Origin of the sequence: Streptomyces sp. Qhu_M48, from assembly GCF_051305195.1 — a bacterium.
Lineage (GTDB): Bacteria > Actinomycetota > Actinomycetes > Streptomycetales > Streptomycetaceae > Streptomyces.
In genome coordinates this window covers 1299299-1315800 of the sequence record NZ_CP195432.1, presented here as the reverse complement: position 1 = coordinate 1315800, position 16502 = coordinate 1299299, and the positions used below count along the sequence as shown (strand labels likewise).

Here is a 16502-nt window from a genome sequence, read left to right as displayed (position 1 = left end):
CCCGTGCCAACCTCCCCACCCTCCACGCCGACTGAACTGCCGTCAACTTTGCTGACGTGAGGACGTTGCGAAACCGGTCAGCTGCCCCGTCACCGTGGCGAGGAGTGTCCGCGCCTACACCTGTCGTCTCAGGACAAGGCAGGTCAACGCCTCATCCATGCCGACGAAGACCCTGCCTCGCGTGTCCATGGCTAGCGCGCGAACGGGCGGACCCAGCCTCAAGGTTTGCTGAGCACCGGTCTCGCAGTTGATCCACTCCACCAGTCCGTCAGCCCAGGCCACCACCGCCGTGGGGCCGCTCGCAGTCCAGGCGGCATCCATGGCGACGACCGGGCAGGACCGCTGCATGAGCGTTCCGGCCATGGGTTCATGACCAGGAGACCAAGCTCGCACCGTGCCGTCCTGCCCGCCGCTGTAGACGAGCGGCACAGTCGTCGCTCCGTCTTCGCTAGTATGGGTGAGGGCACCCAGAGCCGTCACCATCCCCTCGTGCAACGACACCGAATCGGTGATGTCGCCGAAGGACCGGACCGCACCGGTTCGATCCCCCAGGACCACCGTCCCCAAGTCGTCGCCCTCGGCGTAGGCAATGCTGGTGCCCTTCTGGCCCCGTAGTACGTCTGCCAGGCGCTGGGCAGGGGTGGGGCCGTCGTCGAGTAGCCCCGCAATTCCGGAACCTTCTGAACTCGCTGCCCAGGCAGATTCCACATCAAGGTGACCGTGCTCATCCAGGTACAGCACTGTCCCGTCTGACGAAGCCGTCAGCGACGCAGCCCTATCCGACGGCAGGGACACGCGACCTCGTGCCGAAGCGTCTGCGCTCTGCACGGTCCGCACCGCGCTGCCGGCCCCGGCCACCAGGAGGCTGTCTTCCAGCGGTCCTCTACCCGTCGCCAGGGCGGAAACAGGTCCTGGCCAGGGCGGTGTCATGTCTCCTCGCACACGGCTCCACTCCACACCCCAATCAGTGCCAGTGGCTAGCTTCTTCAACGCGGGCGAGCAGCGTGGATCTGCGCTGTCACCCAGAACACTGAGCAGGATCAAAGCCCGGGATGCCGGTGACTGTTGTCTGCACAAGGCTTGCCCTGCCTTGAGCCACGCCGTACGCAGACCCCCGTATTCACCATCTGTGCCTTTCTCGTAGGCAGCCGTGACTTGCCAGGGATCCGCCCGGCAGATCGCTCCCGGATCGGCCAACTCGACATCTGTCGCTGGCTCCGACGACGCGTTGACCGCTATCTCCTCGGCCCAAGACGCCCGCCACTGCTCGAAACGGTCCTGGTCTCGCCACTGCTCCAGGTCCAGATCCAGCTCCGCACAGCCACTCCCTGCCAGCCGCTGATGCGCGCCGCTCCCCGTCCGGGACTCCACGATCAAGCGGGCATGCCCCACGCGGGCCAAGTCCAGGACCAGCTCGGCCACCTCCGCCTCGTGAAGATCAGGCAGCACGATCACCGTGCGCCGCGGGTCACGGGCCAGGGCCTCCACCAGCTCAGCCGGCGACCGGGCCACCACGCCGAGCTGGTCGGCAAGCGACCACACGGTGCCCCACAAGCTCCTTCCCGCCGAGGGAACGACAGCATGTACGGCGCGCTCCGGCGCCGTCCCGCTCTGCGTGCCGTGACGCACAAGCCAGGCCAGCAGCCCCGACTTCCCACACCCTTGTGATCCGGACACCAGACACAGACGAGGCGCATGCGGGTCGGCCAGCCAGCCCAACAGCGCCGCTGCCGCTGGCTCCCTCCCCGCAGCAGGCCGATCCCAGCGCATCAACCGCGCCCCGCCTGCCCGGCAGCGTGGACGATCAGCTCCTTGATGCCCTCCTCGCGGGACTCAGCGGAACTTCCGTAGTCGAAGCTGTGAGTGAACTGCGCCCGAGGAAACGTCTCCTGCATCCACACGGCACAGTAGTGACCGGGCATGACACACGGCTCCAGCTCACAATGAATGCGAACCACCTGCTCCGGCTTCACACCCTGAGCAGACAAGTCACGCCAGATGATCTCCTCCGGGTGCGCCCGGCCGGGCCCGGTGACATCCGTAACAACTTGCTTCGAACCTGCCGCATCGACGTACTCGAATGCGGCGGAGAAGGGGAAGTTCAACGTGTGCCGCAGATCGTCCAAAACGCGCGGCCACCACGACTCCCGCTCCTCGAACGCGACAGGGTCGATCCGGCGCAACTCCGCATTCAGGTCGCGCAGGACCCCCGCAGCCTCTGCCAGCCCTGAGGCCACGGCCATCAGCGGCAGCGCACGATCCAACGCCAGCAGAGCCGCACTCAGCTTCGCCACATCCGTGTTGACGAACATGTCCTCCGCGACGTCCTGCAAGAGCACCGCCTGAACAGCACCGTCAGGACGCACGCACAAGTGCGCCAGGCCGTCACCGCCGATACGCGGCCAGTCCTCCATCGCCTCGTGGGGCCTCGGCAACGAGGAACGCACAGCAACAACTCCAAGGGCCACCGGATCCCGGTCGCCCGGAGACCTGAAAAAGGAGGCCACACCCCGAGGCACGCCGGTTTCCTCCAGAAAGGCCTGGGCCGTGTCGGGCAGTCTCGCTCCAAGCAAGCTCGCCCGCTCGAAACGACGAAGACCCTCACGGCCGAAGTGCTGAACCAACTCGTCGTGGCGCTCCGGAACGGAAGGCGGCATGGGAACCTCGCAGTACAGACAGGCAACCGATAGTCACACACGACCATAGCTCCGGCCGACGGACCACTCGCAGCCCTTGCCGAGCTCCACGTTGGTCCGATTGCTCATCGGGCCGTTTCCACGTGCGGGCCGGTTCCGGTCACCGGCACTCCAAGACAGCAGCTCGTTGCCTAGGCGGCCGGCCGTTGGTAAGCCGCCAGGCGCCGCAGGTCCTCGTCGGGAATCCATGACGACGTCAGGTCCGCCCAAGCGTTCCGCCCCGGTCGACGCGGGTCGGCCATGACCGGCTTGTGGGCGGCGCGCTTCTCGTCAGCGGTCGGCTGTCCCCCGTGCAGCCGGAGAGGCAGGTGATGGCCAGCAGAAGGCCGCTCGCCGGGACAGTCCAACTCCCCCGGGTTGCCGTGATCGCGAGGCCGAGCCAGCGTTGCCTTCCTGTTTTGGACAGGCCGCAGCTCATGGGAGCGGAGCGTTTCTGCAGTGAATTGGGTACCCCAGACGGCTGACGTCGCACCAGCTCACGTGGAGCGCACGCGGTCAGAACGGTATCCCTACGTTTGTGATCAAGAACATGCTGCGCAACACCGGCGCGCTCGCCCTCATCCTGACTCCTCTTGCCCTCCCTTCGACGGCCACTGCTGCGCCAACGGCTGCGGAGGTGTTGAACCTCGTCGATGCCGTTGAGCAGCTCCCCCTCGCAGACGAGGCGCGGGCCGGCTACAGCCGGGACAGCTTCAAGCACTGGAACGCCGGCCTCGACCTGTCTGACGGCTGCAATACGCGCGCCGAGGTCCTCCTTTCCGAGGCGATCGAAGCGCCGACCGTGGCGGCCGGCTGCAAGCTCGCGGGCGGAAAGTGGCTGTCGTACTACGACGGCCAGGAGGTCAATGACCCCGCCAAGTTGGACATCGACCACATGGTCCCGCTCGCCGAGGCCTGGGACTCTGGGGCCTCGAACTGGGGGGCGAAGCGCCGGGAGGCGTACGCCAACGACCAGGACGCCGCCACCTCGCTCGTCGCCGTCACCGCCCGAACCAACCGGAGCAAGAGCGACCAGGACCCGCGGGAGTGGATGCCCCCGCTGCCGGACTCACACTGCCGGTACACCTCGGAGTGGGTCGCCACCAAGCTCCGCTGGGGACTGGCTGTAGACCAGGCTGAGGCCGACGCTCTGGCCGTGTACGCGGAGGCCTGCGAGACCACCGTCGTCCACTACACCCCCGCACCCTAATCGGCCCGGGAACGTGCTGTGCCCCGCACCAGGGTGCGGGGCACAAGGAAGTGCACACCAGCTTGACCAGTCGGTTCGACCTCCCACTCTCACCGTAGGGCACCGCCCCCTGCCAAAACGCAGCAGTTCACTCCCACGGGCACGATCCACCTGCTCGCACCACACGGACGAGCTACCGGGTCACCGGTGACGACGACAGGCTTGTTGACAGGGGTGATCCGAAGGTGCCCGACCCCAAGGTGTCAACGGACCGTTCCCATTTGGGGCTGTTCCGACGACAGGACCAATGAGCAGCCGCTCGGAAAGCCAACGGGACCCGCGGGACAAGCCCTGTCCCGGACAGTCAACGGTGTGCCCCAGAGCGGCTTTTACCGCCCTGGAGATGTGCGAGTCAGAAGATGCGGTTGTATGCGTTCCAGCCGCCGCCGATCTTGACGCGGGTGGCGAACGGGGCCGTGGTCTTGCTGGTGCCCTTGTAAAGCCACAGGACTCCGGCGGTGTCGCGGGCGACGGCGTCGGTCTTGCCATCGTCGGTGAGGTCCCCGGTGATGGTGAGCTGGTTGTAGGTGTTCCAGCCCGCGCCGACCTTGGTGCGGGTGTTGTACGGCACCGAACCGCTGCCCGTGCCCTTGTACAGCCACAAGATTCCGGCCTTGTCCCGGGCCAGAAGATCGGCCCGGCTGTCACCGGTGATGTCGCCGGCGGCGGCGAGCTGGTTGTACACGCCCCATCCGCCGCCGACCTTCACCCGGGTCTTGAACCGTGCCGTGGTGAAGCTGCCGGTGCCCTTGTACAGCCACAGGACGCCGGCCTTGTCCCGGGCCAGGAGGTCTGTGTATCCGTCCCGGTCGAGGTCTCCGGCGCCGGTGATCTGGTCGTAGATGTTCCAGCCGCCGCCGACCTTGACGCGGGGAGCGTTGGGCCTGTCGCGAACGTCCTGACGGTCGTAGTACCACAGGGTGCCGGCCGCGTCACGGGCGACGAGGTCGCCGTGTCCCCGGGTGGCAGCGGACGGCTTGACATCACCGAAGGAGAAGGGGAGCTCCTTGAGCGGGGAGAGTGCGGTGAGTATGTCGTACGTCTGCCAGCCGGTGCCGATCTGATCCCTGATGGAGAAGGGGGCGGTCGCCTGGCCGGTGCCGGAGTACTGGAACAGCGCACCGGTGACATCGCGGGCCAGAAGGCCATGGCGGGGAAGGACGGGCTTGCCCAGTGCGGTGAACGGGGCGCTTGCCTGGCGGACGTCGCTGTCTCGGGTACCGAAGTCGTAGATGTTGTAGGTGGTGAGCGCCTGAAGACGGGCGGTGTACTGGTCTGCGGACGTGGTCAGGTCGTAGCCGATGGTGTGGTCACCCGCCTCGAGGCGGCACTGCAGGTTCGCCACTGTGGACAGCAGTGCGGTCGAGGTCAGGGTGCAGCTCGCGCCGGGACCGGTGGTGACCCCGCCGATGCGGATGGGCTCCGATGCGCGCCAGAAATAACCATCGGCCTGCCGGAACCGCAGGGTCAGATCCCCTGCCTCGTTGGCGTGGAACCGCAGCTGCTGGCGTACCGTTCCGCCGGAGGGAATGTCGGGCACATCGAAGTCAGCGGTGTTCAGAGCGGCGTGCGCTGCGGTCTTGACGACTACCTGGGCGTGGCCGTGGGTGGCATCGGCAGGAGTGGCCCCGGCGGTGCGGGCGGTCTCGATGCCAGCGGCCAGGTCGCCGCCCCTGGGGACATAGGCGAAGCCCCAGTGGACCGTGGTCATGTCCGCCGCGTCCCTGGGCACGCTGAAACCGGGCCGCAAGCCGGACGGACCGCACACGTAGACGGCGGGGAGACCGGTGACTTCCTCACAGCCGTTGGCCTGCGCGACGAATCCTTCAGGCACTCCGGCTCCGTCGCCGGCCGGCCCGTTCAGCGGCTTGGTCGAGAACGCGATCACGGTCTTGCCGTCGGGGGTACCGGACACCGTCTTGGGCTCGAGCCGCGGCGCGGTATCGGGTGCTGCGGTCTGGTCGTATGCAGACAGTTTCACGACGTTGTCCTCGGCGCCCGCGGGGCCGCAGGTGGCGAGCGTCGCGACGGTGAGGAGACCAGTGGCGGCGGTGAGAGTTGCAATACGGCGTGCTGCTTGATTCATGGTTCTTCCCGTACGAGGTGAGCTTCAACGACTGAGGACGCTGTCACGGCCTCGTCGGATGGGGCGAAACAGGCCGGGCAACAGGGCGGGCCGCACTCCTTTCGAAGGGCGGCCCGCCCTGGCGGAGCGTCGGCTGCTGGACGAGGGGGTTAGTGGATGCTGGTGATAGAGGTGGCCCAGCCGCTGGTGCCGGCGAGGCGGGGGACTCCGTGTTGTGTAAGGCCGCCGGGGTAGGTGAGGAGACACCCACTGGGGCAGAGCCTGCTGGTCCAGTTGCCTGTTTCGTCCACGTACTGGACGGGCGTGTCAGGGTCAGCCGGGGTGGTGGCCCAGAAGTCGCCGTAACGTTCTCCGGCCGCAGTCTCGAACTGCTTGAACGGGAACATCTGGCCCTCGTCCTCGACCGAGAGGGACTTCACGGTTCCCTGGATGTTGCCGGGCGAGGTGAGGTAGGGGCGCTGGCTCCAGCCGCCCGTTCCGTACTCCGTCCTGTCCGCGAAGGGGAAGGAGAGGCTGCAGGCATCGGGGCAGGTTCCGGTGAGCTTGCCGCGGTAGAGGTAGAGCTTGCCATCGGCGGGATCGCGGCCGACGAGGTCGCCGACGCCGTCGCCGTTGACGTCGTCCACGGCGAGGTTGGTGAAGTCTCTCCAGCCGCCCGTGCCCAGTACGGTCGGGCTGGCGCTGAACGGTTCGGACTGATTCTGTCCTGCGCCGATGGCGTTGCCACTGTAGAGCAGGAGCTCGGCGTTGACGCACTTTGCCGGCGTGGACGTGTCCCAGATGCATTCGACGGTGATGAGGTCGTTGCCGGGCTTGCCATCGATGTTGCCGGGCATCACGATCTGACGCAGGCCGAGCCAGTCGTCCTGAGCGGGGTGGGCAATCTCCTGGCGGGTGTACGGCCAGGGGGAGCCGAGTCCGTTACCCGGGTAGACAAAGAGCTTGTACTTGTAGGCGCTGTTTTCGTCTTTGACCTGCAGGCGGACGACGAAGTCCTCATAGCCGTCTGGCGCCTTGGTGGGGCTGATGAAGTCTTGGAGGTCACCTCCGTGTGCGAGGAGTGCTCCACTCCAGCCCCCGGTGCCGACGTTTCGGGCCGCTGCGGGGCTTCCGAGGGTTCCATCACCGGCGTAGAGGGCCAGTTTGCCATTGGTGTCAGTGGCGACGAAGTCGGCGTATCCGTCTCCGTTGAGGTCCCCCCGCCGGTCATGGGGGTAGGTGCCCGGTGTGAAGGGAGTGACGCCCGGTTCATAGACGAAATCCGACTTGGTGACGGCGAGCTGCACGGCCTCTGCAGTCTCGTCGACGGGAGAGTGGTTGTCGGCGGCATCGTAGGCCACGACGTACAGGGTGCTGTACGGGTACCCCGACGGGGTGACGGTGACGGTGGCGGTGTTATTCGCGTCCGTACCGGCATTCACCCACGTTCCGTTGGAGCAGCGGGTGTTGCTGACCGACACGAAGTGATCCATGGCCCAGCAGTAGCCAACGACATCGGCTGTGGGGTGGGTGAGGCGGATGGTGACCTGCTTGCGGGCCGGGTACATGTCCTTGGGCCGGGCGGTGCCATCGGGGTTTTTCGTAGTGCCGTCTTCATCGACGCGGCTACCGTCGGTGTTGAGGACGGTCACGGGGATCTTGGGGAAGTAGCTGTCGACAGTGAAGGAACAAGAAGCGGTGGGGGCGCTGTTGGGTCCTTCGTAGTCGGCGGCGTAGACGCTCCAGGTGTAGGTGCCGTTAGGAAGATTCTTGCTGGGCATAGTCGCAGATGCCCATTGGCCGCTGGTGACCCTCTTCCAGTTCGCGTTTGGCGCGAAGGAGATCGCCGTGCCACTGGAGTTCTTGACGGAGAACACTGCGTCCACGTTGCCGCGGTCGGGATCGGTGACTTTGGCAGTGAGGGCGATGCCGCTGTTGCCGATGACCGTGCCGCAGGGGACTGGCTTATTGCCGTCGCCCGAAGGGACCCAGGAGCCCTCGTACGCGGCTGAACTGTCCACACGGGGCTTGAAGTTGAAGTTGACCTCAAGGACCGGGCTGTTACGGAAACGCTTGAAGCTGTTCTGATCGCCGAGGTAACTGTCGGGGACGCGCAGTCCGAAGACGAGGGGATCCCACCCGCTGTTGGCCGCCTGCTGGACGTAGTTCGTGAGCGCGGTGCTGGTGAAGTCGTGGCCGAGGTCGCCGGGGCAGTAGGTGTCGTTGCCCCCGGCGAAGGAGCCGGAGTCGAGCTTGCTGCCCCAGTAGCTTCCCTGGCTGCTCCACGTCGGGGTGGTGGAGATGTCGTCCGCGGACCACAACTCCGTCGGCCCTGCGACACTCGCAGTACATGACCAGGTGTGGGTCTGGACCACGGCGAACGTGGCACTGTTGATGGTGGCGCCTTGCAGCCCGTTGGTGTTCATGGCGAAGAACGAGCGTGTGTTGCCATCACCGTTGAACCCCACCCGCGGCTCGTCCGCAGGGGTGGAGGAGTTCCAGCCCGTCCCGTTGGGGTAGGCGGCGCTCGGCGTCGCCGAATACACCACCGCCCACTTCTCGCGATATCCACCGTCGAAGACCGGGTCGATGACCAGCGGGAACTGGTCCGCCGTGGCGAGGAGACCGGCGTCCGGGGTCAGAGTAAGGGTGTCACCACTGACGCCCACAGCGACGGGAGCACTGGCGGGCGCCTCGGACTCCGAAGCCTCAGCGGCAGTCATCACCGCTGACCTAGCGGCCGCGGTAGTCAGCTGCTCCTCAGATGCAGCCGCCGGCTGCTCCCACATCTTGGGTGCGGGCGCACTGAAAACGGTGTCCCCGGCCCCGTCCTTGGCCAGAAGCTGGTGATCGACGGTCTCGGTGAGGGTGACCCCGTCCGTCTGCACGCCGAGTTCGATGCTGCGCAGGGCAGGGTTGGCCGCTGCAGCATGGGTGTTGACGACCAAGTGCTGGGCGAAGCCGTCGACTTCAGCTATGAGCTTCAGGTCCACTCCAGGAAGCACGGAGTGGTAGGTCGCGGTGTCACCGTTGATAGCGGGTTCGGGCAGGGAGGTTGGCCAGGACAGAGCTAGCTTCTTGCCCTTCTTGACCATCGTGGCCAGCGGCTGGTCGCCGCCACCCGAGAAGGCGATGGAGAAGGCCGGGGCAGCCGGGGCGATCGACCCGTCGGCCTTCTTGATGAGCATGGGGTCGGCCTGACGCCATCGGCCCTCAAACCGGGTCCACTTCGGAGTCGAGTACGAACGGCGGGTGGTGGTGCCGTCGGGGTTGGCGAAGAACTCGGCCGTCTCCTCGCGACGGTCGATGATCTCCACACGCTGACCCGTTCGGGCGGCCGTCTCGAAAGCCGTCTTCTCGAATTGGGCTGCCGGTGCCTCGGTCTCGCCCACAGTGCTGACGGTCGCGGAGGTCTCGGACAAGGCCAGAGCCGCCGAGACGGGCAACGCCAGCGAGGCGGCTATCGCCAGAGCGATCGACCTGCGGCCGCGTCTGGATGTGGTAGTTCTCATGTTCTGTGATGCCTTTCCGGAGGGCACGGCTCTCTTTACAGGCAAGAAAGCGGATCCTGTCTCTCCTGGCGGCGGACTCTATCCCGACGACGGACGCAGCGATCCGGCGGGCATCTATTTCCGTTACGCAGAGAAGAGACTCCGACAAGGAGAGCCACATCCGCAATCGGAGGAACCCCGTCCAGTTAGAGGCGTGTGGCTTTTGCCCCTCAATGACGCACAAAGCGCCTGGTTGAACTGTTGGTCGTGCTTGCAGGAGGCCGTCGTGGAATGGTGGGCGACGTCCACACATCCGGAATACTCCTTCACACTTACGCTTGCCAGGTGCGCATGTGACGGTGTTGGATGCGGTGATCATCAGACTTTCATACGCTTTATGGGGTGGGGATTTTAAATGCTGTTCCGCCATGGCTTTGCCATGCCCTTTTTTAGACGCCCGGAAGGGGGAGCGGCAAACCAGGTACGTACTGGGATTGCTGGCGTTCTTTCCGCAGCCCTGAGTGTTTCGCTGCTTTCCGCACCCGCGTGGGCTGATCAAGCCGAAGTCCCGGGGCGTCCGCCTGCGCCGAAAACCGAGTCCGTCAACGGCACCGATTACTTCCCCACGGGCCTGAAGAGAAGACCTAAAGCGGACCCACCCTGGCAAGCACCATCGGTCACCTGGCCCACCCCCGGCACGCAACAACTCACCGTTGGCAGCGAAGCGCAGAACCGTACAACGGTCGGCGGACTGCCCGTCCGACTCGGTCACGCCGCCTCGCGCGCGAACAAGACCACCGTCGGCTCCGACCGGATGGAGGTCGCGGTCAAGGACCGTGGCACTGCCCAGAAGGCTGGAGTCGAAGGCCTGCTGATGTCGCTGCGCGACGCCGATGCAGCATCCGCCTCCCCCGGCCGACTCGACGTTGAGATCGATTACACGACCATCCGCGGTGCATACGCAGCAGGATGGTCCTCTCGTTTGCGTCTCGTAACGCTTCCGGCATGTGCGCTGACGACTCCCGAGAAGCCTGAGTGCCGCAAGCAGACACCGCTGGCAACTCAGAACGACACCAAGAACCACACCCTGAGCGCCACGCTCACGACGCCGGGTTCCACCACCCCGCAGGTCCCGGTAACCGGCGCAGCAACCAAGACGTCCTCGACTCTGCCCTCGCTTGCGATGAACACCGCAGGCGTCACACTCCTGGCTGCGACGGCCGGAGCCAGCGGTAGCGAGGGCTCCTTCAAGGCGACCTCACTCGCCGCCTCCGGCTCCTGGTCGGCCGGTGGGAACTCGGGCGGCTTCGGCTGGAGCGTGCCGATCGACGTACCCACCGCACCGGGTGGCCTCATCCCGAAGGTCGCTCTGTCCTACAACTCCAGTGCCATCGACGGGCGTACGGCTTCGACGAACAATCAGCCGTCCTGGATCGGAGAGGGTTGGGAGTACTCACCCGGCTTCGTCGAGCGCCGCTACGCCTCCTGCGAGAACGACAAGCAGGACGGCAACAACACCACCAAGACCGGCGATCAGTGCTGGAAGTCGGAGAACGCCACCCTCTCCCTCAACGGCTCCTCCAACGAGCTCGTCTGGGATGCCACGAAGAAGACGTGGAAGCTTGAAGGAGATGACGGCTCCCGTATCGAGCGGATCTACGACAGCGAGCCGAACAACTCGGGTGACGAAGACTCCGAGTACTGGAAGGTGACCACCCTCGACGGCACCCAGTACTGGTTCGGCAAGAACCGCCTCCCGGGCTACACCAGCGGCAAGACCGAGACGAACTCCGTCTTTTCCATCCCGGTTTACGGCAACCACGCTGGCGAGCAGGGCAACGCCGCCGACTACGCCTCCTCCGCCGAGCAGCAGGGCTGGCGCTGGAACCTCGACTACGTCGTCGACCCCCACGGCAACGCCATGGCCCTCTACTACACCAAGGAGCAGGGCTACTACGCACAGAACAGCAAGATTAACGACCCCAAGCCCTACACCCGCGGCGGCTACCTGAACCGCATCGACTACGGTCTGCGAGCCGGCGGCGTTTACAGCACGACCAACCCGGCCGGCCGCGTCACCTTCGGCACCGCCTCCCGTTGCACGGCTGCGGACTGTGCGTTCACCGAGGCCAACGCCACCAATTGGCCGGATACCCCTGTCGATCTGAACTGCACTTCCGGCACCGAGTGTCTGCAGGCTGCCCCGTCCTTTTGGTCGAAGCAGCGACTGACCAGCATCAACACCTTCTCTCTCGTCGGCACCACCCTGCAGCCGGTTGACACCTGGGCTCTGGCCCAGTCCTTCCCCTCGACGGGCGACACCTCCACCCCGTCACTGTGGCTGGACTCCGTACAGCGCACCGGCAAGGCCGGCCCCCTCACCGACATCACCTTGAACAAGACGGTCTTCGGTGGTGAGCTGATGCCGAACCGGGTCGACGCCGCTGAAGGCCGCCCGGCGCTGAACCGCAAGCGCATCACCAGCGTCACCAACGAAACCGGCGGCCAGACCCTGGTCGCCTACCACCCCACAGACTGCACCCCGACGAGCCTTCCCTCCGAGGACACCAACTCCAGGCGGTGTTACCCGTCCTGGTGGACCCCCGATGGCTACGTCGACCCGACCAAGGACTGGTTCCACAAGTACCTCGTCTGGACGGTTACCGAAAGCGACACCACCGGCGGCAGCGGGTCAGAGGCGAAGACCACCAGCTACGACTATGCCAACGGCCCGCACTGGCGCCGCGACACCAGTGAGTTCACCCTCGACAAGCACCGGTCCTGGAACGTCTTCCGCGGCTATGGCACCGTCCGCACGTACACCGGCACCACGAACCGGGTGAAGACCGAGAAGACCTACTACCTCGGCATGGCGGGCGACACCCTCGCCGACGGCACCGCCCGCACCGTCGCGACCATCAACGGCGTCACCGACCGCGAGGACTTCGCCGGCTCCACCGCCTCCAGTGCCACCTACGACAAGAACGGCACTGACGGCAAGATCGTCGCCAAGACCACCTACACCCCCTGGGAATCGGCCGCCACCGCCACCCAGTCGGTGGCGGGCATCACCGACCCCGACAAGCCAGAGACTCCCGCGCCGACGCTCCCGGCCAAGAACGCGTACCTGTCAGGGACGGAGACTGAAAAGGCCAGCACCCTCCTCGACAACGGCACCTGGCGTACCCTCACCACCACCCGCAGCTACGACCCCACCTACGGCCTCCTTCTCAAGGAGACCGATGACGGTGCAGGAACCGTCGAGTCCCGCTGTACCTCGACCACCTACGTCACCCCGGACACGACGAACTGGCTCATCGCGTACCCGAGTGACGTTGTCACCACTGACAACATCGGCTGCGTCGGACGGCCTACCGAGATCACCAGCCGAGCACGCACCTACTACGACAACCAGGCCCTCGGGGCAGCACCGGAGCCAGGTAAAGCCAACCCCACCAAGATAGAGCAGCTCGCCGAGTACACGAGCGACCTGACTCCCGTCTGGGACACCGTCTCGCAGGCCACCTACGACCAGTACGGACGCGTCCTGATCGCCAAGGGACAAGACGGACAGCCGGTCACCACGGCCTACACCCCGGATGCCGGTGCACAGCCCACGACCGTCACCGCCACCAATGTCAAGAGCCACACCGCCACCACCACCTTCGACGGCATGCGCGGCCTTACGCTGACCTCGACGGACGCCAACAACCGCACATCCACGAGCGAGTACGACGCGCTCGGCCGCCTCACCAAGGGCTGGAGCACGGGCCGCACCACCACTGAACAGCCCAACGCCACCTTCACCTACAACCTCTCCAACAGCCTTCCCTCTACAGTCACCACGAAGTCGCTGTACGAGAACGGCACCTGGGGTACCAGCACCACCTTCTACGACTCGCTCCTGCGCGCCCGCCAGACCCAGGCCGATGCCATCGGCACCACGGGCCGAGTCGTCAGTGACACCTTCTACGACAACCACGGCCGCGCCCATCTCACCAACGCACCCTTCTACAACAGCTCCGCGGTCTCGAACACGATGCTGGTGGTCACGCCCAACCAGATCCCGCAGGCCATGCGAAGCGAGTACGACGGCCGTGGCCGCGTCATCGAAAGCATTCAGCTGTCCCTGAACGTGGAGAAGTGGCGCACCAGCACCACCTACGGCGACTACTGGACGGCCATCGTCCCGCCGGCCGGCGGGACCGCCGCTCTCACCCTCACCGATGTGCGCGGCCGGACAATCGAGGAGCGGCAGTACAAGGACCGCACCCCGCTCATCAACGCCGCGGCGACCCAGTACGAGAAGATCAATCGCACCTACACGAGTGCCGGGCTGCTCGCCACCATTTCGGATACGTCCAAGCGCAACGCCTGGACCTACTCCTACGACCTGCGCGGTCGTCAGGTCTCCACGACCGATCCGGACAAGGGTGCCAGCGAGACCCACTACAACGCCGACGGCCGCATAGAAACGGTGAGTGACGCCCGCTTCACCCTCGCCACCACCTACGACGAACTCGGCCGCAAGACCAGCCTGCGCACCGGCTCAGTCACCGGCACCAAGCTCGCCGAGTGGACCTACGACATGACCGGCGGCCTGGGACTGCCCGCCACGTCAACCCGCTACGACTCCTCCATCACCGCCAACGCCGCGTACAAGACCGCGGTCAGGGGCTACGACGCCGCCGGCCAGCCGACGGGCACCACAGTGACCGTCCCGTCCGTGACCGGCGAGGAGCTGCTCGCCGGGACCTACTCGATCGCCACCACGGCCACCCCGGTCAGCCGTCTGCCGAAAACTGCCGTCTACAGCACTACCAACACCAACGCCACCACGCACCTGCCTGCCGAGACGGTCACCAGCCACTACGGCGCGCAGGACATGCTCGGCATCGTCGACGGCACCCTCAGTCAGTCCTACCTCCGCGGCGCCAGCTACACCCCCTTTGGGGAACTAGCCCAGGCCCAGCTCGGCAACCTTGGCAAGATCGTCACCCAGACGAACGCCTACGAGGCGTCCACTCGGCGTCTGATCACGTCCAAGACCGACCGCGAGGCCACCGGCCCGGCCACCCCGTCCAGCATCACCTACGGCTACGACCCCGCCGGCAACATCACCACCATCCGCGATGCCCAGGACGACGGAGCCTCTCTCGACCAGCAGTGCTTCGCCTACGACTGGGCCCGCCGCCTCGCCGAGGCGTGGACCTCGGGCGATGCCTGCACCACCAGGCCCGTCAACGGCACCGGCACCCCGAACCTGGGCACCGTCGACCCCTACTGGACCAGCTGGACGTTCACCGATACCGGCCAGCGCGCCACGGAGACCCTCCACAAGGCCGGCGTCATCACAGCCGACACCACCCGCACCTACACCTACCCGACTTCCGCCGGCGCCGACCAGGCACACGGCGTGCGCAGCGTCACCGCCACCGGCGGCGCCACCGGAACTGACACCTACACCTACGACAGCACCGGCAACCTCACCAAGAAGGCCCCCGCCAACGCCGGACCGGTCCAGGACCTGACCTGGAACGAACAAGGCAAGCTCGCCACCTCCACGACCTCAGGCAAAACCACGTCATTCCTCTACGACGCCGAAGGCACCCGGATCGTCAAGCGCGACCCGACCACCACCACGCTCTACCTCCCCGGCGGCCAGGAACTCGCACTGACCCGCAAGGTCGGCACCACCGCAGCCGTTATCGCCGGCGGCACCCGCTACTACACCGTGCCCGGCGGCTCCGCCATCCGCACCAGCAACGACGGCAAGGTCCGACTTCTCGTCGCCGACCACCACAACACCAACACCCTCTCCTTCAGCGCCACCACCCTCACCTTCAACCGCCGCAAATCCCTCCCATACGGCGGCCAACGAGGAGCAACACCCGCCTTCTGGCCCGGCCACAAGGGCTTCGTCGGCGGCGACATCGATCCCACCACAGGGTTCACCCACATCGGCGCCCGCGAATACGACCCCACCCTCGGACAGTTCATCAGCGTCGACCCCGTCCTCTCGCTTGACCAGCACCAGTCACTCAACGGCTACAACTACGCCAACAACACCCCCATCACCCAGTCCGACCCCACCGGCCTTCGAGTCGACGAAGGAAACGGGAACCACGAATACGAGGACATCCACACTGTAGATCCAGGAACCGGACGGCCATCGCAGGGAACCACGGGTGGAAGTGCAACCACCAACGGAAGCAACGGGGAAGGCAGCTCCGGAACTACGAGCGCCGGAAGCAGTAATGGCTACGACGTAGTTCTGGCCGAAGAAGTTCCTCCCCAGAAATATCAGTACGAATACAACGGCGTATGCATTTTCGCCATGGCCAGTAGTTGTTCGGCACCTCAGACAGCTGCACCGACGGAAATTCCTGACCTCCCTTGCGCTAGCGGAGAATCCGCATGGGTTTGCGGCGCCAGGAATGACCTGTACAAGTTTGCGATCCTGTCTGGAATGCAGGGTGGATCCATCGGGCTCTTCGGGCTCAGGCCTGGTTCTCGCATGATCCGGGCCACGGGAACCCCTGAAGGGGTATCCAACGCCCAATTTTCGAAGATCGCCGGAATTTTTCGAAAGGAATTGGAGATCGAGGCGAACGTTGTGGTTCAGGGAAGCAGAGCCAGCGGAAATGCCAGCGGACGGTCCGATCTCGACATAGCGGTACGCGTCACTCCGGAAACGTTCAATTCGATGGTCCACGCACGCTGGGGGAATGTGAACCCCGGAAGCTCGCGGGCGAATACGCGAGACTGGGCCATCAAGACCGGTAAAATTACAGCCGGCGACGTGAAGCCTAAGAAGCTAAGCGGTATTCGGGATGCCGTTTTCGCTATAGTGGGTGACGAAATCGTCAAGGTTGACGTTTCGGTAATTAGGATGGGAGGCCCCTTCGATGAGGGACCATTCGTTGACATCAACTGAGCTGTCGGGGCGTGACATGGATTGCAATATCTATGTCGACTCGAACTCGCCGGAGTTCATCATGACGCTGATCGCTCGCTCTCTT

6 protein-coding genes are annotated in these 16502 nt (G+C 65.5%); 2 read left to right on the top strand and 4 right to left on the bottom strand.

Annotated features, from left to right (window positions below; all coding sequences use genetic code 11):
- Positions 1-114: 114 nt before the first annotated feature.
- On the bottom strand, positions 115-1542 hold the full coding sequence (locus ACRRSS_RS06165) for a hypothetical protein (protein WP_435970198.1): 1428 nt from the start codon (positions 1540-1542) through the stop codon (positions 115-117).
- Between the two features lie 227 nt (positions 1543-1769).
- Positions 1770-2657 (bottom strand): SUKH-4 family immunity protein, encoded by an 888-nt coding sequence (locus ACRRSS_RS06160; protein ID WP_435970197.1) that lies wholly within the window; start codon positions 2655-2657, stop codon positions 1770-1772.
- Positions 2658-3213: 556 nt separating this feature from the next.
- On the opposite strand from ACRRSS_RS06160, the gene ACRRSS_RS06155 reads away from it, so the two are divergent.
- Positions 3214-3885: an HNH endonuclease family protein gene (locus ACRRSS_RS06155; RefSeq protein ID WP_435970196.1), complete on the top strand. Its 672-nt coding sequence runs from the start codon at positions 3214-3216 to the stop codon at positions 3883-3885.
- Positions 3886-4276: 391 nt separating this feature from the next.
- On the opposite strand, the gene ACRRSS_RS06150 is transcribed toward ACRRSS_RS06155, so the two are convergent.
- A complete protein-coding gene (locus ACRRSS_RS06150) occupies positions 4277-6010 on the bottom strand; it encodes an FG-GAP repeat domain-containing protein (protein ID WP_435970195.1) in 1734 nt (577 codons plus the stop codon).
- Between the two features lie 149 nt (positions 6011-6159).
- Positions 6160-9381, bottom strand: coding sequence for a hypothetical protein (locus ACRRSS_RS06145; RefSeq protein ID WP_435970194.1), 3222 nt, complete (start codon positions 9379-9381; stop codon positions 6160-6162).
- A gap of 514 nt (positions 9382-9895) precedes the next feature.
- Between ACRRSS_RS06145 and ACRRSS_RS06140 the strand changes: the two genes are divergently transcribed.
- Positions 9896-16417: an RHS repeat-associated core domain-containing protein gene (locus ACRRSS_RS06140; protein ID WP_435970193.1), complete on the top strand. Its 6522-nt coding sequence runs from the start codon at positions 9896-9898 to the stop codon at positions 16415-16417.
- Positions 16418-16502: the final 85 nt, after the last annotated feature.